Origin of the sequence: Sporosarcina sp. P13 (assembly GCF_002743055.1) — a bacterium.
GTDB lineage: Bacteria > Bacillota > Bacilli > Bacillales_A > Planococcaceae > Sporosarcina.
In genome coordinates this window covers 13,881-39,067 of record NZ_PDYM01000021.1, presented here as the reverse complement: position 1 = coordinate 39,067, position 25,187 = coordinate 13,881, and the positions used below count along the sequence as shown (strand labels likewise).

Sequence of the window (25,187 nt, the reverse complement as noted above, 5' to 3'; positions counted from 1 at the left end):
GCCTTTAGGAAAAAGGCCTTCGGACTGATTTATATCTGTTCAGTCAGAAAGCGTTAAAAAGAATAGATCTCCTTTTTCAACACACCGATATAAGGTAAATTACGATACTTCTCAGCATAGTCCAATCCGTAGCCAACAACAAATGCGTCCGGAACGTCGAACCCTACATAGTCTGCTTTCAAATCCACTTTACGGCCAGTCGGTTTATCTAACAATGTTACAATTTTGATGGAGTTAGCTTTTCTATACTTAAATAGTTCCACTAGGTAATTCAATGTTTTCCCACTGTCGATGATGTCTTCAATGATTAAGACATCGCGGCCTTCAACGCTTGTATTCAGGTCTTTGACAATTTTTACTTCACCTGAAGAAACGGTTGCATTACCGTAACTTGATACATCCATGAAATCCAGCTCAATATACGTGTCGATTCGTTTGATCAAATCGCTCATGAATGGCAAAGCACCCTTCAATACACCTACCGCCAAAGGAAACTTCTCACGGTACTCTTCCGTCAGTGTCGCTCCGAGTTCTAGAACTTTCTCTTGAAGTTCCTCTTCTGTAATTAAAACTTGCTCGATGTCTTGTGCGATCATTGGCTCGCCCCCTCCATTTTATCTACTTTCCTTTTCTCGCGTAATCCATATGTATGACTCGCCTTCTAGTTGGCGATGCGAAAACATCTCACCATACCGAACACCTGGCATCGCACATACGATACCGCTCGCCGTTGTAATAACCGGCTGTTGCTTTCTTTGTGCCATCCCTACTTTTTCATCAATCAATAACCGTGACACTCGTTTCGCTTGGGACATACCTTTAAGATGTATGCGGTCTCCGGGTTGCGGGAGTCGTACAGCCAACGGTAGTTCACATGCGGGTAATTGAAAATATCTGACGTCATCCGAGGATGAGAGGGACTTGATTTCATGCGTATCAACTTGCTGCCAATAAAATTGAACACTTCCCCATGAATACCAGGTTCCTTTTTCAAGTACTTTCGGACAGAGGGACATTGTATTCATTTCCATTTTCGTAACTAGCAGTTTATCATATTCTCTAACAAACCGATAGCCATTTGCCAAATCAATCGTTATATTGCCAGCCGAATTTTGAATATGTTGTAACAGTTCTTCCACTACTGTGGAACGTTGCTCAACTTTCGCTACTTCTGGGTTCGGAAGACAATTTAATAGTAGTTGAATCACACGCTTTTGTAAAGCATAGGGTATAGCAAGAAATGCCTCCCGGTAAAAAGAAGGAAGCTGATCATCACTATAGGTTACAATCGTTTGCCAATGTTGCTCGGCAAGTTCCTTCAACAACTCTTCATCTGCCTGGCGTTGCACGGTCTGTCGAACGGTACTGCTAGCGACTGAAGAATTTTCCTCCGTTAATACCGGAACGATTCGATGACGCATACGATTGCGTAAATAATCGTCTCGTTCATTACTTGGATCTTCCCGATATGACAGCTTATAATAATTGGCATATGCGTACAGCTCGCTCTTTTTCAAAGGAAGGAAGGGACGAACCACACTCCCTTGATCAATAGTTCGCTGCAGCGGCATGCCGTTTAATGAATAGCCTTTACTTAATTGAATAAGTACCGTTTCCAACTGATCCTCCGCGTGATGTCCTGTCGCAAGAATCGAAAACTCATGATTCTGCATAATCTTCTTAAAACATGCATAACGCTCTTCTCTACATACCATTTGTACATTACCGCCATGACTTTCCAAAATAGCGGGAACTGGAACTTGCTCCGAGAAAAATGATATTTGAAATTCATTACATAGACGTTCCACCACATACGCATCTTCGGCAGATTCACGTCCTCTAAGCATATGGTCTACATGCACTGCTCCCACTTCAATCCCAAGTAATCCACGATGAGTTCCCAAGAAGTGAAGCAAAGCAATTGAATCTACACCACCCGAACACGCTACCAATACACGAGAGCCGGGAGGGATCAATCTGTGTCTGTCGATAAACTCCAGTACTTCTTGCTGCAAATTTTTCATGATCCATCTCCCTCCTCCCCTATTCTACCATTAATTAGTTCGAACTCACTTTAGATTTCTTATTTGTCTTTGACCATTTTGGGACGATATGATCCACTTTCATGACTAGTATCGTCCGATCATCTTCTACCGATTCAAATACACGCTCCATTTCCATCATCACTTGATCTGCAATCGTATGGCAATCCATCTCCTTGAATCGTTCAAGGGTTTGATGCATAACTTCTTCTTGTGCTTCTAACTGCAATTCTCCATTAAATATTCCATCCGTCATCATGACAATAATATCTCCGGACTTTAATTGTTCATTTTTCGCTTCTATTGAAAAGGATGGTAAGAACCCGAACGGTACGGTTTTACTATCTAATCGTATACACTCATCTCCCCTTTTTATATATGTGCTCATTGAACCCGCTTTCCACGACCACAGCCGTCCATCTTGCAAGTCAATTAACGCTAAATCTAATGTGGCATACATATCGTCTAAACCATTGAGCGCCATCATATAATGCAATGTATGGATGGCCGTTTCAGGATCCATTTTCTGACCTAAACACTCACGCATTAACCGAATAACTTTCCGACTCTCGTGGTAAGCATTAATATCTTGCCCCATTCCGTCAGATAATAATACAGCTGACAATCCATCATGAATTTTAAATACTTCATAAGCATCCCCGCCCTGGAATGTCCCTCTTCCAGCCGTAGTCACAATATCATAATCTAACGAAAAACGGACGGCTGAACTGAATGTTAGCTGGACATGCGGGAATGGGAACGGCTGATACGTAGACTTCGAAATATAGATTGGCTCTTCATACATTTGTTCCAATACCGGAACAATCAAATATTCCCCAACAGTTGTCTCCGCTTCAAAGTCTGCTTTTTTCTCCGGCACCGAAACAACTACCCTACAAGCCCCGCGTTCCTCCGATAAAATATCAATTTGAAAGAACTCTACACCTTGCGCTTGCAAACGATTTGCTAACTCTTCCTCCGCCAATTTATAGGTCGTCAAGTCCTCCTTCACTTCACGCATTACTTTTTCGATATGCGTGCTCATATCCCGTAACTGCAGGGCTAACATTTTTCGACCGTGCTGCAACTGTCCCATTAATAGACGATTCGTTCCGTGCTCCTCCAATTCATTGATTAACCCTTTAAAACGTAGACATTTAAACTTCATCTTCTGTTCTACTCGCACACGTGCGGCTTTTTTCGTCGCTGAATACGTGGATTCCCATTCACCTATTAATTCACCAATACCATCCTCTTCACTTTCCCAACACTTTCTATAGCGAAAACAAGATCGACAAATAGACGGCACCTCAACTGTAGCCGCGGCCTCATTCTCTGGAGTTAGACGATTACTCACCAATGTCGACATGAAATGAGCAAACTGCTGAAACTCCTCCAACTGCCCATCCAGTTTATCCGCCAGCCATTGCTGACGCTTTTCAGAGATCCCCTCTTGTTTAGGTAATAACACTTGACGTATACGATTCATTTTTTGAGACGGAATAAAGAAAAATAGTAAGGCTGCTACGCCAATTGTTGAAAAGTGAACCGTATCAATTGGAAGTGTTGCATCATATAGCAAGAAAAAGACCGAAACAAATAAACTTCCTGTTATCACACCCACTTTCCCAAACCTCTTTAATCCACCTGCCATTAAACCGGTAATTCCGTATAATGCCATCATGCCTGTAAATGCTAAATCAGAAACTCCTATAATTAAAGCGATGATCATACCTACTGTCGTAGCAAAAGGTACACCACCTACCATGGCGGCTACGTAGATCGCTAGAAACAGAAATACGCCCGCCACGGATACATAGCCAATTTGTAGCCCCCCCATCCCCGTCGTTGCCAATGCACCGACTATACACATCGCGCTGACTTGTTCAGGATTCCAAGGTCCGTATAGCAACCTATCTATAGAAGGAAAGGCTAATAACATAAAGATTGTCATGAAGAGAGCTAATAATGCTTCTAAACCAATAGATAATTGTACGGCTACCGGCAAGCCCTCACTGTATTTAATAAGTTGCCAAGTGAGTTGCGTGATGGCCATACTCCCTGCCACAGCGAACGGGATAGACTTTTTCATGACTGGGATCTTCAAAGCCGAGTGGAATAATAATAACTGGGTTAGATGTATAACAGCTTGTCCCATTCCTAAGAACGAGCTACCTATCATTCCACCAATAAAGACATAAATCATATGTTGACGGTAACGCATACTAGCCAATGCCCATATTGGTAGGAAGAACGGAACTGCCATGTCAAATACTACTGCTTGCGATAGAAAGAACGATCCGACCAAGAAAAGAATAGCTGTCAATATATACACTTTACGGGTGATCAACCATTGCCAAGGTGCTCTGATTTGTTGGCCTAGTGGTCTTTCGATATTATCAATCATCTTCATTTCTCATACCCCCTATGTTCTCTTACTAGCAACTATACATCGGTACCACGAGAAATTTTGTCTGTTTGTGACAGGCTAACGTAAAAACATTTCGACGTATTCCGTATCTTTTTTCTTTTTACAAAGAACGGTTGACATTTCTTTGTTTGCCTTGTATGATAGAAGACGTTGCGTTGGAAGTCTTAGCATTTCAACTTCCAATGATTATCATGGCGGCGTAGCTCAGCTGGCTAGAGCGTCCGGTTCATACCCGTAAGGTCGTGGGTTCGACTCCCTCCGCCGCTATATAGTAAAACTCCTTCGCTTCGGCGAAGGAGTTTTTTGTTCTGCTAAAATAAAAAAGCGTACATCCAACGTTTGTTGGGTGTACACTTTACTAACTTAAGACAGTTGAAACAGTCAGCAAGTTATCCTCTTCTAGCTCCACGGCCGCCACGTTTGGACTCCGTCGCTCTTTTTAAGGTAGTTAAACGTTCTTCGCTGTCCTTCATGAATTTCGCCATTTTCTGTTCGAAATTCTCTGGACGTTCAAAGCTCGGCTTGCTGCCTGGACGAGGTCTTTGCGGACGCTGTGGACGTTGTGGACGTTCTGACTCAGGTTTCGCCTTACGGATGGAAAGACCGATTTTACCGTCAGATCCCACATTCATAACTTTTACTTCTACCATATCGCCGACTTTTAAATGGTCATTTATATCCTTGACATAATTGTCAGCTACTTCACTAATATGGACTAATCCTGTGGATCCGCTTGGCAATTCAACAAATGCCCCAAAATTTGTGATCCCGGTTACTTTACCCTCTAACTTGCTGCCTACTTCAATTGACATAAAAAAAATGCTCCTCCTTAAGTTTTAAGCGGCTCTTAAGCCTATCAACCATATTGGCAGTGCCTGTATTTTACAAGCTCCTACTTATATTATAGCCAACAAAAAAAGAGTGTCAACATGACTACTCTTTTCTCATCTCTTTTTCTGACTCTTTTTTCTTGTCAGGAATGGAAAAAATGATCTCATTGGATTCAGAAAGAAAATATTCTTTGCGCGCCAATTTGGCAATATACTCGTCATCATCCAACTTAGTCAATTGCATATTCAATTGTTCTTGTTCTGCCTTCAAATCCTTTAGTGTAGCCATTGCCCGGGCCTTTTCCTGTTCTTTCATAGCGAGTAATTCCTTTTGTCTAGAGTTCATATTGAATAAACTTCCAGCCACGATACAGATGATCACCGCAAAGACCGCTAGACGATTTCGCAAACGTTTTTTTTGCGCTTTTTTCATGTATTCTTTTTTCTGCATGGAGCGCACATAGTCATTATCGATTGCTGTGACTTTCTCAGATGACTGCTTCTGTGTTTTGTTCATGGCGCACACACCTTTCTGAGATATTTCTACTATTGCCTTTTATTATATAGTAGTCTGTATTTATTTTGAAGGAATTTACGACCATTCTTCAATAATAGGACAATCGGTGATAGAATAAGTAACAGAATATGGCGAAAAACTTGAATAATACGTTGAATCAGCAGCAAAACTAAACGAATGACATACCAAATAGGACGAATCACAACAATCAGCAATACTCTGCCAATCAATCGGAATGGGTAATGAAAGATAGCAACATAAAGTAACATACCACACACTTGCGCAACGGGGTCATACATCCTCCACGCCCCGTCGCGTACAATCATCAATATCCAAAATGCACCTATACCTAAAAAGATCCATACAAGTAATTCGAACCAAAATGCTCGGCGTCGAATAATCGAACGTTTATCGCATGCAGCGACGATCGTTCCAAATAAATCCATGATAACTCCAGCGGCAATACCTGTCCCGATCATCGCGAGTAGACTGAAGAACTGGACGGATAGGCTCATCCGAATAGTTTATGGAGAAAATTGCGCGAACCAGTTTCTTCTTCATCGTATTGCAATGTTTGGACGGAGCCCTCTAATGTGAGTAAGCCCTTGTCCACGTCTAAATGTACAATACGCAATTCCTCCCCACGAATTTGTAAAACGCCTTGCGATGTTCTGACGAGAAATTCCTCTTGGTCGAATCGATCGATCGTCTTTACGGATGTAAGGTCCATTCTCTTGCGATTGCGCATCGTTACTACGTGGTCTCCTGATGGGATAGTGTACGTTGAATTGTCAGTTTGCATTTGCATATGCGTCCCCCTTCTCTAGTGCGTTCCCCATATCTTATGCAGGGGCTTGGTCAAACATGACAAGCAATAGAAAAGACAGCCTTCGGTTAGGCTGTCTTGGATTGCATACAGAAGTGGGAAGTATACCGTTACGCTGCGTTCCAGGCGGACGCGTTCGGGAGCCAACCGCCCGCAAGCTCCCCTGGTTGTCTCTCCTGTCGGGCTGATCCTCCCCTAGTCGCCGCCTTGCACTTCGCTTCACTAGTTGGACCTTCTGAAGGTAGTAAGTGGAATCTTTAGCCAAACACTTAGTATTTCCATTTTGCGATTCAATCCTCGTCGTCCATGAATTCTGGCTCTACTTTTTCGAGGCGTTCTTCGCTTAGGATGGTGTACATCGAAGCTGCGTCTTCTTTTTTTGTAGAGTCCTTTAGCTCGTTGACTTTAGCCGTGACGACTTTTTGACCGAAGCGGATAGCAAGTTCGTCTCCCGGCTTTACGTCAGATGAAGCTTTGGCTACTTTTCCGTCTATCGTGATGCGGCCTTGATCAGCTACTTGTTTTGCTAATGTACGACGTTTGATCAGCCGGGATACTTTTAAAAATTTATCGAGTCTCATGGGAATCTTCCTTTCGTTTGGCTTGTTGCCAGAATTCTTCCAATTGTTCTAGGCTGTAGGTAGAAAAGTCCCCAATGCCTTGTTTTACGCATTGCTCTACATGAGTAAAGCGTGATTTAAATTTTTCATTTGCATGCCACATTGCTTCTTCAGGTGAAATCTTTAGGAACCTAGCAATGTTAACAATGGTAAATAAAACATCGCCCAGTTCATCTAACTGACTTGCCGTTTCGCCATTGCGTACTTCTTCTTGGAATTCCGTCCACTCTTCTTGGAACTTATCAAAAGCTCCTTCGATCGTCGGCCAATCAAATCCAACTTTAGCAGCCGTCTTTTGATAATTATAAGACGTGAGCAACGACGAAGCCTGACGTTTTTGACCTTCAAGTAGTGAATCTACTGTAGGTTTTTCCTGCTCTTTAATAGCTTGCCAATTTGTTAGAACATCAACTGTCGTATCCGCTTGTGTTTGTGCGAAGACGTGCGGATGGCGGCGGATCATTTTTGCACCTACTGTTTCGAGCACGTCTTCCATCGAAAAGTAACCATTATCTTCTCCAATTTGTGCGTGCAAAAAGACTTGCAACAAGACATCGCCTAGCTCTTCAATAATCGCATCGTCATCTTCTTCATCAATTGCTTGAATCAACTCAAACGATTCCTCAATTAAATAACGCTTTAATGTCTCATGAGTCTGTTCACGATCCCATGGACAACCATCTGGCCCACGCAGAGTAGCGATAATTTCCCTAAACGAACTCCAGTCCTTTAAACGCTGCTCTTGGTCCTTTATAGGGGGTACGTAGATGGTCGTAAGATTATTTAATGACATCACTCGATCCAGTTCATATAACGCTACGTTTGTCAGTTTTTCATCCACAGAGCCTGCAGCTGTTACGATTGTCACCTCGTGATCATCGGGATACTTCTCCATAAGAGATAATTTAACGTCAGACGCAACAAACGCGTCATAAACTTGTCCTACTAAAACATGCTGTTCCATCTGCACGTCATCACGCTTCAAGTCCGTACCATCAAGCAGTTGAAATCCTTCGATTGGATCAATACGCAGCGCGGTGAATATCGGATCCAAAAAGCTACTACCACCCGCTATCTGAAGTTCAATTTCACCTGACTTTTCTTTTTCAATCAATAATTGCACCGTTCGCTCTGCCACAAGCGGATGACCCGGTACTGCGTAGGTAATTGGTTGATCTGCACTCATTTCAAGTAACTTTTCGACAATCCTCTCATACACATCTTCAAACGAATCATTTGCTTCATATATCGCATCGAAGCTCTCCATTATTAGACCTTCTGTACGTAATTCTTTAACGACCGGATGCTCTTCTGTCCGAATAACAAGACGCTTTGCCTGCTTCAATAATCGGTACGTGCCAAGCGATAGCTGTTGCAAATCGCCCGCACCCAATCCAATAACAGTTATTTTTTTCATATAGTCACCTTCTATTTTTAGTTAGCCATAGTTGAACGGTTGCCAAACGCTTTCCGAACGGCAGTAAGTACCATTCTCGTTCCTTCATTATACGTGATTTCAAGACGACGAACAGAAATATGATTGCCCCAATTCCTACTGCCGTCATCGCTGTCACTGTAGCACCTAAGCGCGAAGGGAAGTTATCAAAAAGATAAGAGTCAGCGAATAGCGTCCACGGTATGAGCACAGTAACCATAGCAACTGCTGCAACCACCAGCACTTTATAAAAACGACTGGTTGCAAGTGGTGTTTGCCAGAAACGTTTAAAGTACAACATCAATAATACTGCGACGACCGCAAATGCAAAAGCACTTGCCGCGGCCGCACCTTCAATTCCATACTGCTTAACAAGGTTTGGGGTCATCATTAATTTGATAATCACACCAATTATCATAAGAAGTAGCGGACCTCTTACTTTATTGCTTCCTTGAAGAATAGCCGTCAATGGCAAAATAATGGACAACCAAAATATTTGGATAGAATAAATAATAAGTGCAACAGTGCCTGTCCGTGTTTCAAATAGCATTTCATTGACGAAAGGTAAGACGAGAATTAAACCAACCGTTGCCGCCCAGCCAAATAAAATAGATGTCCGGAAAGTTAAGCTAATAAACGGTAGCGCACCTTTGCCGTCTTGTTTAGTTGCGTGATGCGCAATTAAAGGGACGAGTGCTAACGCTAATGTAGATGCTAGCAGAATACCCATTTGCGCTAACGGTTGCCCTCTGTCATAGACGCCTTTCATTTCCATGGCTTGCTCACTGGCGATTCCCGATTGTATCAATGCATTGTAAATCGTAAATGAATCGACTAATTGAAAGACCAATAAAATTAATGAACTCGCACTGACGCTTATGCTAATTTTCGTCAAATCCTTGACTACTTTCCACGTTTGCACATTCGCACTGGCAACTCGTTCGCGTTGTAAAAAGAACCACGTTAGAATCATCACACCGACCGCTCCCCCTACTACAGCGGCCCACATCGTAATCTCTCCTATTTTATATAAAGAAGTTCCAGCCTTTATGGCGAACCACGTACCCGCCAACACGACAATTACTCGAAATAATTGTTCCAACACATTGGAAATTGCAACAGGAACCATTTGTCCTTCTGACTGGAAGACACCTTTTAGCACAGCAAGAAACGGCAAGATTAAAACAATATAAGATCCTTTATGTAAAACAGGTGCCAGCTCACCATCTCCCATTGCACTAGCAAAGAATGTGGATCCCGCCCTTAGCAACAAAAAGATCCCTATGGATAACACGAGGAGATAAGCGAGTGATACGCGTAGAATCCCTCGCGACTCTCCGGCACCCCTACTTTCTGCCAGCAGCTTAGAAACCGCTACCGCTCCCCCCGCTGATGTCCAAACGATAAATATTCCAACAAACGGATACACTTGCTGATATATATAAAAGCCTTTGTCTCCTACCAAATTTTGAAATGGTACACGATACACAGCACTCAAGATTTTGACAATAATAGCCGCAACCGTTAAAATCGATGCACCTTTCATAAACGACTTCATATTCCACTTAGTCAACGCCATATATGCGCCTCTTTCATAACATGATGGCTTCTAGTATACCATTTACTAGAATAGACGCGTCACTGCGATTAATAAAATTATTGCACCACTCATAAACGTCCCAAACTGTCCCACAGTCATCTTGCCTATATAAAGGTTCGCCAATCTAGTCCCTAATCCGACACCTAACCACAGCATCAAATAACTACCGACTGCTGCCGAAAAGGCAATTGCAATTGCTGATAGCTCAAGTAACCCTGCACCGACCCCATTAGTCAAAGCATTCGCTGACAAGGCAACACCTAACAATAACGCTTCTCCAATACTAATATGCGAAGATCCATCGAAATCCATTTTTTCGGGCTCACCCAATACGCTTGAATGTTTTTTATATTGTTGCCGCAAAGCAATGAACATAATTCGTATACCGATAATACTTAACACAGTAAACGCTACGATATTAGGCATGTTCCCTGGTAGTAATTCCGCTAGCCATACTCCTGAAACGATTCCGACTACACTAAAGACAAAACAAATCACGGCGATCAGTAGATTTGAAATAGCAGGAATTCGCACTCTTTGCACTCCATACGAAAGCCCGACCCCAAAGTTATCAATACTAGATGATATCGCAAAGCCCAAAACAAGTAGCCAAGTCATTTTGCTCCCCCCAACGTATAGTTTTACTCCTACTATACGTTCACAAAGAAGCTCGCGTGTGTGCGCACTAGAGTAGAGCATGACAAAATAAAGTCGATTGGAGCAAGTAGTCAAAGTGGATACTTAGTGAATGATCCGAGATTTAAATCAAAGATGTGCTAGAAAGCGCAGCGTTAAAGGCACACGTACTTAGCAGCGAAACGGTACCTTTTCGTCCACTAATGTTTTCCACATAAAAAACCAGCCCCCTGATTCTCAGGGAGCTGGTTCATGTAAATGGATATTATCTGCCAGGTAAGATCAATTCTTTAGAAACTGAAACGCCAGTGCGTATTGCTGCCTGAGCTACAGCCTGTGCTACGACGGAAGATACGCGGTCGTCGAAAGGATCTGGAATGATGTAATCATCGGACAAATCTTCTTCCTTGATCAATCCAGCAATTGCATACGTCGCTGCAAGCTTCATCTCTTCGTTGATCTCCGAAGCTCTAACGTCAAGCGCACCACGGAAAATACCTGGGAATGCTAAGACGTTATTGACTTGGTTAGGATAATCAGAACGTCCTGTCGCAATGATACGTACTCCGTATTCTTCTGCCAATTCAGGCTTTAACTCAGGTAATGGGTTTGCTAATCCGAAGACAATCGGATCTTCATTCATAGATGCAATCAATTCTTTCGTCAATAAGTTCGCTACGGATACACCGACAAATACATCAGCGCCCTTCATAGCGTCTGCCAATGAGCCTTCAATCTTTTCGCGATTCGTGATGCGTGACATCTCGTGCTTCACACCGTTCATCGAGTAATCGCGGCCTTCAAAGATAATTCCTTTTGAATCACACATAATTACGTTCTCGAAGCCTAGGTTCAACAAAAGTTTTGTAATGGCTACACCTGCTGCACCAGCACCGTTCAATACAATCTTCACTTCATTTCGCTCTTTGCCTACCAATTTCAATGCATTGATCAATCCAGCGCCTACGACGATTGCTGTACCGTGTTGATCGTCGTGGAAAATTGGAATATTACATTCTTCACGTAAACGTTGTTCAATTTCAAAACAACGAGGAGCAGAGATATCTTCTAAGTTAATCGCACCAAATGTTGGGCTGATGGCTTTGACAATTTTAACAATTTCATCTGTATCTTTCGTGTCTAAACAAATTGGGAATGAATCAATTCCTGCGAACTGTTTCAGCAATAAGGCTTTACCTTCCATTACTGGCAATGCTGCCTCAGGACCTATATCCCCAAGACCAAGTACAGCCGTTCCATCCGTTACAACTGCCACCAGGTTCCCTTTAATTGTATACTCATATGCAAGAGACGAGTCGCGAGCAATTTCTACACAAGGTTCAGCTACTCCTGGAGAATAAGCCAAACTTAAATCCTCTTTATTTTCTAAAGGCACTTTTGAAATAGTTTCCATTTTCCCATTGTGTATTTGATGCATGTGTAAAGAAGATTTATATTGTCTGTTCATAATTTATCTCTCTCCCTGTCCTGTTCGTTTGTTGGTAGTTCGTGTTGGTGATGATTATAAGCGCAAACGTAAAGCAAATACAAGGGTAATATTCTCTCAACTCTAAAAATTTAAAAAAGGAAAGCGTTTACAACACCTTTGTCAAGGGTTTTCTAGTCAATTAAAATCTTTTAAAAAAAGTTTTGACTTTTGCTGAATTTAGTAGTATGTGAAATCCTTCACTTTTAATTTCACGCTTGTGAATTTCTTCACATGAATCCTATGTGAAAGCCTTCACTAAAGGATTTTCGCTTGTGAAATTTCTAACATAAGTAGTGTGTGAATTATTTCACCACTATGTAAATAGTGGAAAATTAGTGACCTTTTTACTCCATATGGTCAAAAATTTTTTTAAATACTTGTTTTTTTCTAACCTAATTCTGGGTATCTCCATTACTTTCAAACATAATTACATCCATCATTTGTAAAAAAACACTGCATAAACAGAGAAAACCTACAGCCATTATTTTCCGCTGCAGGTTTTATTAGAAACTTTATGCATGCCGTAAAAGAACTTAACTCTCCATTTGTTTAGCTAAGAAGACGGCGGCGGTTTCTGCGGCCTTTTGCTCAACATCACCAACAAAATGAACTTTCGATAATATATAAACCGCTCCAATCGCATCGCCGTTTGTAATAATTGGTGCAATACAATAGGATTTAACTTGCTCTACCTGTCCCGGTACCCACTCTACGGACTTCTCAAGCTTTTCTACGACAACCGTTCTACCGCTTAGTAGTTCTTCACATCCTGGTGAGAGCTGACGGTTCATATAATCCTTTTTAGATAAACCTGCCACTGCAAGCATTTCATCACGATCACTAATCAGAGCCGGCGTGCCAAGTGTTTCATAAAGTGATTCTGCATATTCCACCGCAAATTCACCAAGCTCTGATATAGGTGAATATTTTTTTAAAATGACTTCCCCTTCTCGATCAGTGAATATCTCTAAAGGGTCTCCTTCACGAATACGAAGAGTCCTCCTAATTTCTTTTGGAATGACTACTCTACCTAAATCATCAATTCTGCGAACAATACCCGTTGCCTTCATGTATAATGCCTCACTTTCTCGAAATGAAATGTATTTCTGAAAGTAGTATGCATCATATTTGGTCATTTTATGCAATCAAGGTGTTACACGGTAGGCCGTACTTCTTTTGTAGTTTCTTGCATTGAATGGATCATTTCTTCAACCATATCAAACTCAGTAAATTTATTGGACTTCTTTTCATTTACTGTCACGATGATTCGACCATTTTCAAGCGTTAGTCCAACCGCATGACCAAACTTCAAGGAGTGTTCCATCAATTTTGCACCATCTGCTCGCGATGTACCTTCTTCCGATAAATGAATTTCAACGATGTCTTGAACTTTCTTAATTGATTCGACACCCGCTCTACGTCCCCAAGCTTTCATACGTCCTACTCGTAGTAATAAATCAGCTTCAAACGGCATATCACCGAAACGGTCAATCATTTCATCGACTAGCTCCGAATAATCGTCATCACTCGTAATTGCTTTTACACGCTTGTACATCTGAATCTTTTGGTAGCCATCTTGAATGTACGTTTCAGGTAAATACGCATTAATCGGTAAAGAGATTTCAACATCCACCTTGTCTTCTTTAGTGACACCTGTCTGACGCTCTTCAATTGCTTCTTGTAGTAACTGTGAATACAAGTCGAATCCGACAGAATCAATAAATCCATGTTGCTGAGATCCAAGTAGATTCCCTGCTCCACGAATAGAGAGATCTCGCATAGCAATTTTAAAGCCGGATCCAAGTTCAGTAAACTCCTTGATTGCTTGTAAACGGTTTTCTGCGACTTCAGTCAGCACTTTATCACGCTGATACAGCATATAGCTATATGCTACACGATTCGAACGCCCTACTCTTCCACGTAATTGGTAAAGCTGTGATAGACCCATGCGATCTGCGTCATGCACGATCAATGTATTAACATTCGGAATATCGATACCTGTCTCAATGATTGTTGTCGTAACGAGTACATCATATTCGCCTTCGAGGAAACTCATGATGACCGCTTCAAGTGCTGCTTCACCCATTCGACCATGTGCAGACGCGATGCGTGCTTCTGGTACAAGTTCTCGGATTTCCTCTACTTTACGATCCATATCATCTACACGGTTATACAAGTAAAACACTTGACCTCCGCGCCCCATCTCTCGCTCAATCGCCTCACGCACTAATCCTCCATTATGTTCCATGACATACGTTTGGACTGGAAAGCGATTTGCTGGAGGTGTTTCGATAACAGAAAGATCACGAACACCAACCATCGACATATGCAATGTACGTGGGATAGGTGTAGCCGTCAATGTCAGTACATCTACATTCGTTTTTAGTTGTTTCAGTTTTTCCTTGTGTGTCACACCAAAACGTTGCTCTTCGTCAACTACTAGCAATCCTAAGTCTTGATAGACGACATCTTTCGAAAGTAGGCGATGAGTACCGACGACGACATCAATCGTACCAGCTTTAAGTCCTTTAATCGTCTCATCTAGTTCCTTCTTCGTCCGGAAACGATTGAGTAAGGAGACCGTTACTGGATAATCAGCAAAACGTTCTTTCATCGTTTCATAATGCTGTTGTGCAAGAATCGTTGTTGGCACTAAAAATGCTACTTGTTTGCCATTTGTTACTGCCTTGAATGCTGCACGAATCGCTACTTCTGTTTTTCCGTAACCTACATCTCCACATAACAAACGATCCATCGGCCGCTCTTTTTCCATATCTTTTTTTATCTCATCAATCGACTGTAATTGGTCTGTAGTTTCTTCATAAGGAAATGCATTTTCAAATGAACGCTGTAAATCATCGTCTTCACTGAAGGCAAATCCTTTTTCTGCTTCTCGCTTAGCATATAACTTGATCAAATCATCCGCAATATCTTGAATGGCAGCCGTTACTTTACGTTTCGTCTTGGTCCACTCTGTACCACCTAGCTTGTGTAACTTTGGTTCTTTTTCTCCTGAAGCCACATACTTTTGGATTAAGTCAATTTGATCGGCTTGTACGAATAATTTATCATCGCCACGATAACGAATATCCAAGTAGTCTTTTTGGATACCGCCCACTTCTAACGTCACTACACCGTAATATCGACCGATTCCGTGGTGGACATGAACAATATAATCGCCAATTTGAATTTCTGAATAGCTTTTAATTCGTTCTGCATTTGTTAATTTCTGCGGACGGGCTTTACGCTTTGGCTTACCTGTGAACATTTCAGCATCCGTAAGAACTGCTAATTTCTGAAACGGTAATTCGAAGCCGGCAGACAAGTCCCCTTCTATGATCGACAGAATACCTTCTCTACTCGGTTTACCATTCACTACTGCTTCTATATCATACTCCTGTAAAACACCTTGGATAGCAGCCATACGTTCTGCAGATGCCGCTAGCATGAAGACATTATAATTCCCCTGTAGCCAACGTTCTATTTCGCTTTTTAATAAAGGCATCTGACCGTGGAACTGTTGCATCGGCTTAGAAGAAATTGCAATAGACTTTTTAATAGTGAACCCAGGTACCGCACGCGTAAATAACGACAAGTATAAACGTTGCTGATGAATTCTACTCAGCGCCTCGTGATACTTCCAAGCTAACCTTGTATCATGCAACATTTTACCATCCTCTAGCATAGCTAGATGAAATTCCTGTTCCTCCGCTTCTAATGTCGCCACGGACTCCTGTACGCGTCCGAGTTCATCAAATACGACAATTCCATTCACCGGGAAATAATCTGTTAGCGTAGCATTAGCTTGTGAAGAGAATGAAGCGTATTGATTCATCGTATCTGGCACAATACCCGATTGCATCAAGCCAATGTCTTGCATCACTGTCATCAATAATCGTTGCTGTAACTCTTCACTTTTAATCTTCGTCAAACTATCGCCAAGCGCTTGTTCCACAGCGCGAGAAACTTGTAACAGTTCATCTGGTGTCCAAATAAATTCTGTAGCAGGTAATAACATAATTGACTCTAGTTTCCCTGTAGAACGCTGGTCTTCAGCAGAAAATGTTCGGATGGAATCGATCGTCGTGTCAAATAATTCGATACGAACAGGTTCTTGCATAGTTAGCGGATAAATATCTAGTATGCCGCCACGCAACGCAAATTCACCCGGTGCACTTACCAGGTTTTTTCGTATATAGCCCATGGAAACAAGTTTCACAAGCCACATTCCTATATCAATTTCTTCATCCGTTTCTGCTTTGACGTAATGAGTAAGCCAACGTTCTTTTGAAGGCAGGAGCTTTCTAAGCCCCGCAACTGGCGTAATATAAATGCCACTACCCGTTCGTGCCATATGATCCAACGTTTCAATTCGCCCAGCGCGCAGTTCATAACTTGCAAATGAAAAGTCGGCTGCCACCAATTCTTCCGCATTGTATAAATGTACATGATCATCGCCAACTTGCTTGATCAAATCTTCATACGTACGCTGTGCTTGCAACATATTCGGCGAGACTATCAACACTGGGCGTGTCAACGATTGTTGGATTACCTTAAAGAAGATGGCCTTAGAACCACCAGATAGACCTGTTATTAATTGTTGATCCTGTCCAGCCTCCAAGTCCTTAAGTAGACCTTGAATCTCTTTTTCTTCTAAAAATAATTGTTCTATTACTCCCAATTGACTAACCCTCTCTATATATCAATTATTGCATAGCTAACAAATCTAGCAACTTTTTTAGCAGAATGTATTATGCACAAAAAGCTTTGGCTATAAGCGCCAAAGCATTTGCTACTATTGTAGCCATTTCTTTAAGGTGTAATAATCAGGGAACGCCTTCAGTGATTGTTCGCAGTGTTCACAAATACATCGTATATGCGTGCCTTCGTCATTTACCGATAAAAAAGAATCCTTTTCCCCTTCATCTAAGCTCTTAATCTGACACAGTACAGCTTCTGCCGCGTCCAATGAAATAGAACCAATTTCCGTATCACAGTGACTGCAAGAATAGCGGATCACGCGTCCTTCACCTTCCTTTTATCAAAGTATAGGCTAGGAATCGCTCTATTATGCTTAGGATCCGTTAAATTTATTCATCACTTCTAAAAAAGGCGACCTCTTCATCCACTCTTCACAGGCATCCGCACTTTTTTGTACTGCCTCTTCTATTAACGGCTGTTCCTCTTTACTAAAAGGCGACAGTACATAATCAGCTACTTTCATACCACCTATCGGACGATCAACACCTATGCGGATACGATTAAATTCAGAAGTTCCTAAATGTGCGATTAACGACTTCATACCGTTGTGACCGCCTGCACTACCTTTTTGACGAAGGCGAATCTTGCCCGTTGGCAAATCCAAGTCATCGTAAAGAACGACTAGTTCATCGTCATCTATTTCAAAGTAATCTGCCAGTGGACGTATACATTCACCGGATAAGTTCATATACGTCATCGGCTTAACCAAAATTACTTTTCCTTCTGGCATATGAGCGGTTGTATATTCACCATTAAACTTCTTTTGAAACGCTGGTGCTTGCCAACGCTTCGCTAATTCATCGATTACTTGAAAACCAATATTATGACGTGTTTTTTCATAAGCTTTCCCGGGGTTTCCGAGTCCGATTAGTAATTTCATAAGCTTCTCTTCCTTTTCTAACCATTCTCTATATGCATAGAAAAGGAGCGCACGTTATAAACTCGTGCGCCCATTTCATTATTTATTCTGCTGCTTTGTCATCGCCGATTACTTCAGGCTCTGCACCTGCGTCAGCCGTTTCATCCAATGCTTCCATCTCCGCTTCCGTACGTGGAGCAGACACTAGCACAAGCGCATCTTCATCTTCATTCAAGATTTCAAATGCTACCTTCGAACGAATATCACTTACAAGAAGTGTATCGCCAATTTGTAGTTCTGAAACGTCCAAATCAATGGACTCTGGAATATCAGAAGGCTTGACGCGAATCGTAACATCACGAATTGGTTGCTGAATGACTCCACCTTCTTTTTCACCTGGCGATTGACCGACTAGATTAATGGCAACTTCAACTTCAAGTTCTTCTGTCATATTAATCGCTAAAAAGTCAGCATGTGTAATAGTTCCTTTTAAAACATCCGATTGATAATCACTCAACACGACATTTACTTTTTTGCCATCTACGTCTAGTTTGATAACACCATTTCTTCCCGTTTCACGTAGCGTATCAATTAAGTCACGCTCTTTAACGGAGATTGGTGTACTCTCTGTTTTATAGCCATAGACTACGGAAGGAATCCATCCGTCCTTTCGTAATTGTGATAGTGTTGTTTTGTTAGTTTCTCTTAAGTTCGACTGCATTGTGCTCATTTGTATAGTCACCTTTCCTTTAAAAAAGTTTTTTCTACCTCTTGAAACATTCAATACCAGACGACATCAGGTAACTTGTCATCAATCCATCTTTACATCAATCAAATAACGTACTTACAGACTTCTTCTCAAATACACGAACGATTGCTGATGCTAATAGTGGTGCAATCGATAGCTGTTTGATCTTTGGAGATAGTTTTGTTTCCGGCAATTCGATAGAATTTGTAATGACTAATTGCTTAATCTTCGAATTGTTAATCCGCTCAATTGCAGGACCGGATAAAACTGGATGTGAACAACAAGCATACACTTCTTTTGCTCCACTTTCAATTAACGCGCTTGCAGCAATCGTAATCGTACCAGCTGTATCAATAATATCATCAATAAGAATAGCCGTTTTTCCTTCTACATTCCCAACAATATTCATAACTTCTGCCACGTTCGGACGCGGGCGACGTTTGTCAATAATTGCAATCGGCGCTTTCATGCGATCCGCCATTTTACGAGCCCGTGTAACGCCACCATGATCAGGGGAGACAATAACTAAATCAGCTCCTACTAAACCTTCGCTTTGGAAGTATTCAGTCAAGATTGGCTCGGCAACCAAGTGATCGATTGGAATATCAAAGAATCCTTGAATCTGTGGCGCATGCAAATCTACCGCAATCACACGGTCAGCACCTGCTGTTTCTAATAAGTTCGCAACTAATTTAGCGGTGATTGGTTCACGTGATCTCGCTTTACGGTCTTGTCGCGCATAGCCATAATAAGGCATGACAACATTGATCGTACGCGCAGAAGCACGCATCAAGGCATCTAGCATGATGAGAAGCTCCATTAAGTTATCGTTGACCGGATTAGAAGTGGATTGAATAACAAACACTTCACAGCCACGGATGCTTTCATCGATATTAATTTGGATTTCTCCGTCACTAAAACGTTTTACTGAGCATTTGCCGAGTGGAAGTCCGACTTGATCTGCTACTTCTTGTGCAAGGGGTTCGTTCGCAGTTAGAGAAAATATTTTCAGTTTTTCGTTTGGATAATGATTTGCCATGATGGCCCTCCTGTTAGTTGGGTAAGATTAGTTTTTTACGTATCCTTCTTTATTCTCTTGCCGAACGCGTGCAATTGCAAGTGAATTTTCTGGAACATTTTTTGTAATGGTGGATCCAGCTGCCACAATAGCATTTTTCCCCACAGTTACAGGCGCTACTAAGTTGGCATTGCAACCGACAAAAGCATTGTCCTGTATTTCAGTCTTATGTTTGTTTTTACCGTCATAATTCACGGTAATTGTGCCGCAACCTATATTCACACTCTTACCAATTTCCGCATCACCAATGTAGCTGAGATGGGATACTTTACTATCGTCGCCTAGTTGCGATTTCTTTACTTCGACAAAGTTACCAATCTTTACGTGATTGCCCAACTGTGAGTCAGGACGCAAGTGTGCGAATGGTCCAACCGCTGTCTGATTTCCTACTTGACTATCACGAACTACTGACGAGTGAATCGTGCTGTAGTCACCGATTGTACTGTTTAGAATATGACTATTAGGACCAATGATACAATTTGATCCAATTTTTGTTGCACCTTCAATCATCACACCAGGCTGCAATATTGTATCTTGGCCAATCTCTGCGTCTGCACTAATGATAGTCTGTTCTGGATTAATGATTGTGACACCATTACGCATATGCTTTTCTGCGATCAGACGACGCATATCTTTTTCAGCCTGTGCTAGTGCTACCCGATCATTGACACCTAATGTTTCGTGGAAGTCGGGTGTCGTGTAAGCAGAGATTCGTTCGCCTTCAGATTTTAAAATGCCTAATACATCCGGAAGATAGTATTCACCTTGTGCATTTTCATTGTTTACTTTTTTCAAAGTGTCAAATAGCACACGGTTATCGAAACAATACGTACCTGTATTGATTTCCTTCACACTACGTTCTTCGTCATTAGTATCTTTATGTTCGACGTTTCTTAAAACGTCACCATTCTCTGCGCGGATGATCCGACCGTATCCTGTTGGATCATCTGCAATTGCAGTAAGTATTGTAGCCTTCGCTTCGGTTATGTGATGATGCGCAAGTAATGCTTTCATCGTGTCGCTACTGATTAACGGGGTATCTCCGCAAACGACTAGTGTTGTGCCGTCTATATCTCCAAGCACAGACTCCGCTTGCAAAACAGCATGTGCCGTCCCTAATTGCTCCGCCTGTAGCGCGTATTCACTTTTGTTACCTAGCGTTTGCTCTACCATTTCCGCGCCGTGACCGACAATAGTGACGATGCGACCAGCGTCTAAATCGCGAATATGATCGATCACATGCTCTACCATCGGTTTGCCGCAGACCGGGTGAAGCACTTTGTACAAATTAGACTTCATCCGAGTCCCTTGCCCCGCGGCTAGGACGATAGCATACGTGTTTGTCATTTGCCAGCCTCCATCCTTAATTCATAATTGACTATATCGGAAATGACAGTTCTTTTCAAGTATATCCCCTTGACAATTGCATGGCTTTATTTTATGATTATTAATCTTTTTGCACATACAGCCCAATGAGTACAATATTTATTCATTAACGGGAGTATTTTGGGTTTACCCCTTCCTACGACATTGAAACAAAAAAGTTAAATATTTCATTTACCAAAGTTATAGATAAACATCAGTGAAGTGAGAGCCGTTGCGAAATATTGTGAGTAAAAGCGAAGCGTTAGGAGCACACGCACTTAGGCGGATACTTAGGAAGGATTAGCTCACAGGTGGGATAACCAAAAGGCCATCTACTCGAATAGATGGCCTTTTGACTGAAACGACATATGAAAACGCTTTCTCGTCATGTATTCATTTATAAAGTAGCTTCTTCAAGTATCCCTTGTGTTTGGTCCACGTGATGGTAGGCTGCTAAGATCGATTCTTGTACTTTTGTTCTTGCTTCCGAATTAATCGGATGCGCTACGTCGCGGAACTCTCCGTCCGGTGTACGTTTGCTCGGCATTGCCACGAATAATCCGTCATTCCCCTCGATGACACGGATATCATGGATGACAAACTGATTGTTTAGCGTTATGGAAGCAATCGCTCTCATTCTGCCTTCTGTGTCTACCTTGCGTAATCTCACATCTGTGATCTCCATCTTCCCCACTCCCTTGTTGTCAATTGTCCACAATGTATTAATTCTAGGTTAGTTGGTAAATTCCTTTTATTAACCATAATACTTGTGTTATTTCTATAATACTATTTTTCCTTAAAGATTAAAATAGTATTCTTACGAATTATTAAAATTGTGTATAAAATTTGAATAGATTTTGAACTATTATACTACTTGAGTATCAAGAGATATTTAAACATCTAAAAAAACTCCATAATGTCTGACTCGACATCAAGGAGCTGTATAAAGCCGAATATTATGATTCACAAATAGCAATCGCTTCAATTTCCACACGAACATCTTTTGGAAGTCGTGCTACTTCAACTGTTGAACGAGAAGGCTTGTGCTCACCAAAATGTTCTTCGTAGATTGCATTGAGTGCAGCAAATTCATTCATATCTTGGATGAATACTGTCGTCTTAATAACTTGTTGCATGTCAGAACCAGCTTCTTCTAAGACTTTACGAAGATTATAAAGCACTTGATGCGTTTGCTCTTCAATTCCGCCAACCACTACTTCACCGGTTACCGTCAAAGGAATCTGTCCTGACGTATAGACTACTCCATTCACTTTCACCGCTTGTGAATAAGGTCCGATTGCTTGGGGTGCTTGATCTGTTTTCACATATTCCATATATCATTTCCGCCTCTCGTGAAATAGTTTCCCTCTTCTAGCTCAATCTTTCTGTGCTTCTCATCTACCGCATGTAGCTTGACTAATGAAAGGTAGTCATCTACTAACACTTCTTCTAGATGTTCCGCTTCTACTAGCACAGCGACACCACCAAGTTCACAATCGAATTCTTCAAGCAGGCTCTTCATACCTTGCATCGTCCCACCTACTTTCATGAAATCGTCTGTCAGCAACACTTTTTGACCGCTTTGCATGCTTCTTTTCGAAAGGACCATTGTTTGAATTCTTCGAGCAGAACCAGAGACATAGTTAATACTTACTGTGGATCCTTCCGTCACCTTGCTATCGCGACGCACCACTACTACTGGTACGTTTAAATGACGTGCAATAGCATGAGCTATTGGAATACCTTTTGTCGCGACCGTCATAATTGCATCAATTCCTGCATCAAAAAATGCAGTAGCAATAACTTTTCCTATTCGGTCAAGAAACATTGGATTTCCCAATAAATCTGTCATATACAAGTAGCCTCCAGGCAATAGACGATCAGAATTTCTCAATTCGTCCATTAGCGAATGTATGATATCATTCACTTCTTCCCGACTAGCTATAGGAATATATTTAATACCGCCAGATGCTCCAGAAATAGTTATTAACCGTCCCGTACCGCTTTCTTCAAAGGTTTCCTTCAAAATACCAAGGTCTTCACTAATGGAGGATTTGGCAGCAGTATATCTGTTAGAGAAAAACGTCAAAGAAATGAGTGTGTGCGGATTTTCTAGCAAATGGCGGGTCATATCGACTAGCCTTTCACTTCTTTTCCACTTCATAATACCGACTCCTAAATCCGAATGATTTATAAGTACATTATCATAATTGTACGGCATTAATCAACTAGAATACGTTCTCCTAGCGTACGTACGGCATGTACATCTTGACAAAACCCTTTGAGTGCATTAACGATTCTAGGTACACGTGATTCATGTTTTACCAACCCAAAGACCGTTGGACCACTACCACTCATCAATACCGCGTCTGCACCAAAACGTTCCATTTGTTCTTTGAGCATGACGACTTCAGGATGCAGACCCATCGTAACTGGTTCCAACACATTTCCTAATGATGCACACATTTTATCGTAATTGCCTTCTTCCAAGGCTTCCATCATTGTTGCTGTTTGCGGATGTTCAATGGTCGACAAGTCGAGTTGTCCATAAATATTTCCTGTCGATACACCAATAGATGGTTTGGCAAGGATTACCCAACAATTCGGTGGTGAAGGTAAGTGTGTAATGTTCTCACCACGCCCACGTGCGATGGCTGTACCACCATATACACAAAAGGATACGTCTGAACCAATTTCTGCACCGAGCACAGCCAGTTCGTCCAATGACAACCCAAGGTCCCATAAGCGATTCAATCCACGCAACGTAGCCGCTGCATCTGAGCTCCCGCCTGCAAGTCCGGCGGCAATCGGAATATTCTTATCGAGCGTAATTTCTACACCTTGTCTTAGACGATAGCGTTTCCGCAACAAGTCCGCTGCTTGATATGCTAAATTTTTACGATCATTCGGCACAAAGCGATGCGATGACTTAATTATTATGGAATGATCAGTCGTCGGTCGAAGCCAAATACGATCAGCCAAATCTACAGTCGTCATGATCATCTCGACTTCATGATAGCCATCTGGCCGTTTATTCAGCACATCCAATGTTAAATTGATTTTCGCAGGTGCCTTTTCGTAAATCATGATAAAAGCTCCCTCCCCACAGCATGTTCTTGCTCATTATTTTACCACACAATGGATAGAACATAGGAAGAATAACTGAAAAAAAGAACTGCAAAGCATTTTCGCTTTTGCAGCTCTCATCGTCAGCCTGATTTGGATTATCCGATTCATGGATGATTTACTTTTTCTCATCCACTTGCCTACTCGCCATTTCAATTGCACGTTTCACCATATTACCTGCATCACGTGAACGAATACCGCCCCAACCTTCTTTTTGTACAACGTCATAAAAACCCAGGTCTTTTGCGATTTCTTCTTTTAATTGATCTGACATGACGCCTTTTCTCGCCATTCACGTTTCCTCCTTTTCGGCTGACAACTATAGCATGGACAAAACAGAGAAAGTTACGCATTGTATATTTGAAAACATAAAAAAACCCGCCAGAACGTTCCGGGCGGATTCACTAGGAAATAAATTAAAATAGCATAATAAATTATTTGATGATGAAAGCTGTTTGATCTGCACCATCAAGAATTGTTATTTCAACCGCTTCGGTTAAAATATCTGCATAGCTGTAAGAAACTCTTTCAAACGCATTGTCATCCTGGTCTAACTCTACTACGAAAACAGCACGATACGTATCGCGCAATACCCCAGCATGTTCAATCGTCTTCTTACGACCGCCGTTTGCTTTTAGGTGGAGACGTTTCCCTAAATGAGCGTCCAGTGACTTTTTAATGTCTGCTAATGTTTTTGGCATGTTGCTTACACCTCACTAAATACTAGCATAACATTTTAAAGGAGCTCTGTCAACTAAATTTTTTATTTTAACAGTCTACCTACACTTTTGTCAATTGTTTTATGATAAAATCAACTACTTTTT

Annotated in this window: 25 protein-coding genes and 1 tRNA gene; 1 reads left to right on the top strand and 25 read right to left on the bottom strand. The window is 41.6% G+C overall.

The features are described 5' to 3' along the window. Nucleotides 1-53: 53 nt before the first annotated feature. From hpt to CSV79_RS10665, 3 genes are read right to left on the bottom strand one after another with little or no spacing between them, the layout of a single operon-like run. Entirely contained in the window at nt 54-596 is a 543-nt protein-coding gene (gene hpt / locus CSV79_RS10675) for a hypoxanthine phosphoribosyltransferase (RefSeq protein WP_099689037.1), read from the bottom strand. Nucleotides 597-614: 18 nt separating this feature from the next. Next, nucleotides 615-2,024 (bottom strand): tRNA lysidine(34) synthetase TilS, encoded by a 1,410-nt coding sequence (gene tilS, locus CSV79_RS10670; RefSeq protein ID WP_099689036.1) that lies wholly within the window; start codon nt 2,022-2,024, stop codon nt 615-617. Between the two features lie 34 nt (nt 2,025-2,058). Continuing rightward, the gene (locus tag CSV79_RS10665; protein WP_099689035.1) at nt 2,059-4,455 is read right to left on the bottom strand and encodes a SpoIIE family protein phosphatase; all 2,397 of its coding nucleotides are present in this window, start codon (nt 4,453-4,455) and stop codon (nt 2,059-2,061) included. A gap of 211 nt (nt 4,456-4,666) precedes the next feature. Between CSV79_RS10665 and CSV79_RS10660 the strand changes: the two genes are divergently transcribed. After that, nucleotides 4,667-4,740: transfer RNA gene (locus tag CSV79_RS10660), tRNA-Met, on the top strand. 122 nt (nt 4,741-4,862) lie between these two features. On the opposite strand, the gene CSV79_RS10655 is transcribed toward CSV79_RS10660, so the two are convergent. From CSV79_RS10655 to veg, 22 genes are all read right to left on the bottom strand, one after another. After that, nucleotides 4,863-5,285 carry a S1 domain-containing RNA-binding protein gene (locus tag CSV79_RS10655; protein ID WP_099689034.1) on the bottom strand — a complete coding sequence of 141 codons (423 nt, stop codon included), beginning with the start codon at nt 5,283-5,285 and terminating at the stop codon, nt 4,863-4,865. Between the two features lie 121 nt (nt 5,286-5,406). Next, nucleotides 5,407-5,820 carry an FtsB family cell division protein gene (locus CSV79_RS10650; protein ID WP_099689033.1) on the bottom strand — a complete coding sequence of 138 codons (414 nt, stop codon included), beginning with the start codon at nt 5,818-5,820 and terminating at the stop codon, nt 5,407-5,409. A gap of 29 nt (nt 5,821-5,849) precedes the next feature. Beyond that, complete coding sequence (gene yabQ, locus CSV79_RS10645) at nt 5,850-6,335, bottom strand: spore cortex biosynthesis protein YabQ (protein ID WP_143560562.1); 486 nt, start codon at nt 6,333-6,335, stop codon at nt 5,850-5,852. Continuing rightward, on the bottom strand, nt 6,332-6,628 hold the full coding sequence (yabP, locus tag CSV79_RS10640) for a sporulation protein YabP (RefSeq protein WP_099689031.1): 297 nt from the start codon (nt 6,626-6,628) through the stop codon (nt 6,332-6,334). Before yabP ends, yabQ begins: the two co-directional genes overlap by 4 nt. A 308-nt stretch (nt 6,629-6,936) precedes the next feature. Beyond that, complete coding sequence (locus CSV79_RS10635; RefSeq protein WP_099689030.1) at nt 6,937-7,227, bottom strand: RNA-binding S4 domain-containing protein; 291 nt, start codon at nt 7,225-7,227, stop codon at nt 6,937-6,939. Next, nucleotides 7,214-8,683, bottom strand: a complete 1,470-nt coding sequence (gene yabN / locus CSV79_RS10630; RefSeq protein WP_099689029.1) for a bifunctional methyltransferase/pyrophosphohydrolase YabN — start codon at nt 8,681-8,683, stop codon at nt 7,214-7,216. The genes CSV79_RS10635 and yabN overlap by 14 nt, the downstream gene beginning before the upstream one ends. 4 nt (nt 8,684-8,687) lie before the next feature. Beyond that, nucleotides 8,688-10,280, bottom strand: a complete 1,593-nt coding sequence (locus CSV79_RS10625) for a putative polysaccharide biosynthesis protein (RefSeq protein WP_099689028.1) — start codon at nt 10,278-10,280, stop codon at nt 8,688-8,690. Between the two features lie 45 nt (nt 10,281-10,325). Further along, nucleotides 10,326-10,919: a sporulation membrane protein YtaF gene (ytaF, locus tag CSV79_RS10620; protein ID WP_233201422.1), complete on the bottom strand. Its 594-nt coding sequence runs from the start codon at nt 10,917-10,919 to the stop codon at nt 10,326-10,328. Nucleotides 10,920-11,202: 283 nt separating this feature from the next. Further along, the gene (locus CSV79_RS10615; RefSeq protein ID WP_099689027.1) at nt 11,203-12,405 is read right to left on the bottom strand and encodes an NAD(P)-dependent malic enzyme; all 1,203 of its coding nucleotides are present in this window, start codon (nt 12,403-12,405) and stop codon (nt 11,203-11,205) included. Between the two features lie 554 nt (nt 12,406-12,959). Further along, nucleotides 12,960-13,496 carry a stage V sporulation protein T gene (gene spoVT, locus CSV79_RS10610; protein WP_099689026.1) on the bottom strand — a complete coding sequence of 179 codons (537 nt, stop codon included), beginning with the start codon at nt 13,494-13,496 and terminating at the stop codon, nt 12,960-12,962. 83 nt (nt 13,497-13,579) lie between these two features. Beyond that, a complete protein-coding gene (mfd, locus tag CSV79_RS10605) occupies nt 13,580-17,107 on the bottom strand; it encodes a transcription-repair coupling factor (RefSeq protein ID WP_099689025.1) in 3,528 nt (1,175 codons plus the stop codon). Nucleotides 17,108-17,221: 114 nt separating this feature from the next. Beyond that, nucleotides 17,222-17,446 carry an anti-sigma-F factor Fin gene (locus CSV79_RS10600; protein WP_099689024.1) on the bottom strand — a complete coding sequence of 75 codons (225 nt, stop codon included), beginning with the start codon at nt 17,444-17,446 and terminating at the stop codon, nt 17,222-17,224. A 54-nt stretch (nt 17,447-17,500) separates the two neighbouring features. Continuing rightward, nucleotides 17,501-18,067, bottom strand: a complete 567-nt coding sequence (gene pth / locus CSV79_RS10595; protein WP_099689023.1) for an aminoacyl-tRNA hydrolase — start codon at nt 18,065-18,067, stop codon at nt 17,501-17,503. 82 nt (nt 18,068-18,149) lie between these two features. Then, nucleotides 18,150-18,776 (bottom strand): 50S ribosomal protein L25/general stress protein Ctc, encoded by a 627-nt coding sequence (locus CSV79_RS10590; RefSeq protein WP_199171907.1) that lies wholly within the window; start codon nt 18,774-18,776, stop codon nt 18,150-18,152. A 97-nt stretch (nt 18,777-18,873) separates the two neighbouring features. Beyond that, complete coding sequence (locus CSV79_RS10585) at nt 18,874-19,833, bottom strand: ribose-phosphate diphosphokinase (RefSeq protein WP_099689021.1); 960 nt, start codon at nt 19,831-19,833, stop codon at nt 18,874-18,876. A 27-nt stretch (nt 19,834-19,860) separates the two neighbouring features. Then, nucleotides 19,861-21,219 (bottom strand): bifunctional UDP-N-acetylglucosamine diphosphorylase/glucosamine-1-phosphate N-acetyltransferase GlmU, encoded by a 1,359-nt coding sequence (gene glmU / locus CSV79_RS10580; RefSeq protein WP_099689020.1) that lies wholly within the window; start codon nt 21,217-21,219, stop codon nt 19,861-19,863. A 415-nt stretch (nt 21,220-21,634) separates the two neighbouring features. Further along, on the bottom strand, nt 21,635-21,922 hold the full coding sequence (spoVG, locus tag CSV79_RS10575) for a septation regulator SpoVG (RefSeq protein WP_099689019.1): 288 nt from the start codon (nt 21,920-21,922) through the stop codon (nt 21,635-21,637). Nucleotides 21,923-22,193: 271 nt separating this feature from the next. After that, nucleotides 22,194-22,571, bottom strand: a complete 378-nt coding sequence (locus CSV79_RS10570; RefSeq protein ID WP_099689018.1) for a RidA family protein — start codon at nt 22,569-22,571, stop codon at nt 22,194-22,196. Beyond that, nucleotides 22,559-23,401 (bottom strand): pur operon repressor, encoded by an 843-nt coding sequence (gene purR, locus CSV79_RS10565; RefSeq protein ID WP_099689051.1) that lies wholly within the window; start codon nt 23,399-23,401, stop codon nt 22,559-22,561. Before purR ends, CSV79_RS10570 begins: the two co-directional genes overlap by 13 nt. A gap of 56 nt (nt 23,402-23,457) precedes the next feature. After that, complete coding sequence (gene ispE, locus CSV79_RS10560; RefSeq protein WP_099689017.1) at nt 23,458-24,324, bottom strand: 4-(cytidine 5'-diphospho)-2-C-methyl-D-erythritol kinase; 867 nt, start codon at nt 24,322-24,324, stop codon at nt 23,458-23,460. 157 nt (nt 24,325-24,481) lie between these two features. Continuing rightward, nucleotides 24,482-24,655 carry a small, acid-soluble spore protein, alpha/beta type gene (locus CSV79_RS10555; RefSeq protein WP_099689016.1) on the bottom strand — a complete coding sequence of 58 codons (174 nt, stop codon included), beginning with the start codon at nt 24,653-24,655 and terminating at the stop codon, nt 24,482-24,484. A 142-nt stretch (nt 24,656-24,797) separates the two neighbouring features. Next, nucleotides 24,798-25,064 (bottom strand): biofilm formation stimulator Veg, encoded by a 267-nt coding sequence (gene veg, locus CSV79_RS10550; protein ID WP_009499413.1) that lies wholly within the window; start codon nt 25,062-25,064, stop codon nt 24,798-24,800. Between the last annotated feature and the right edge of the window lie 123 nt (nt 25,065-25,187).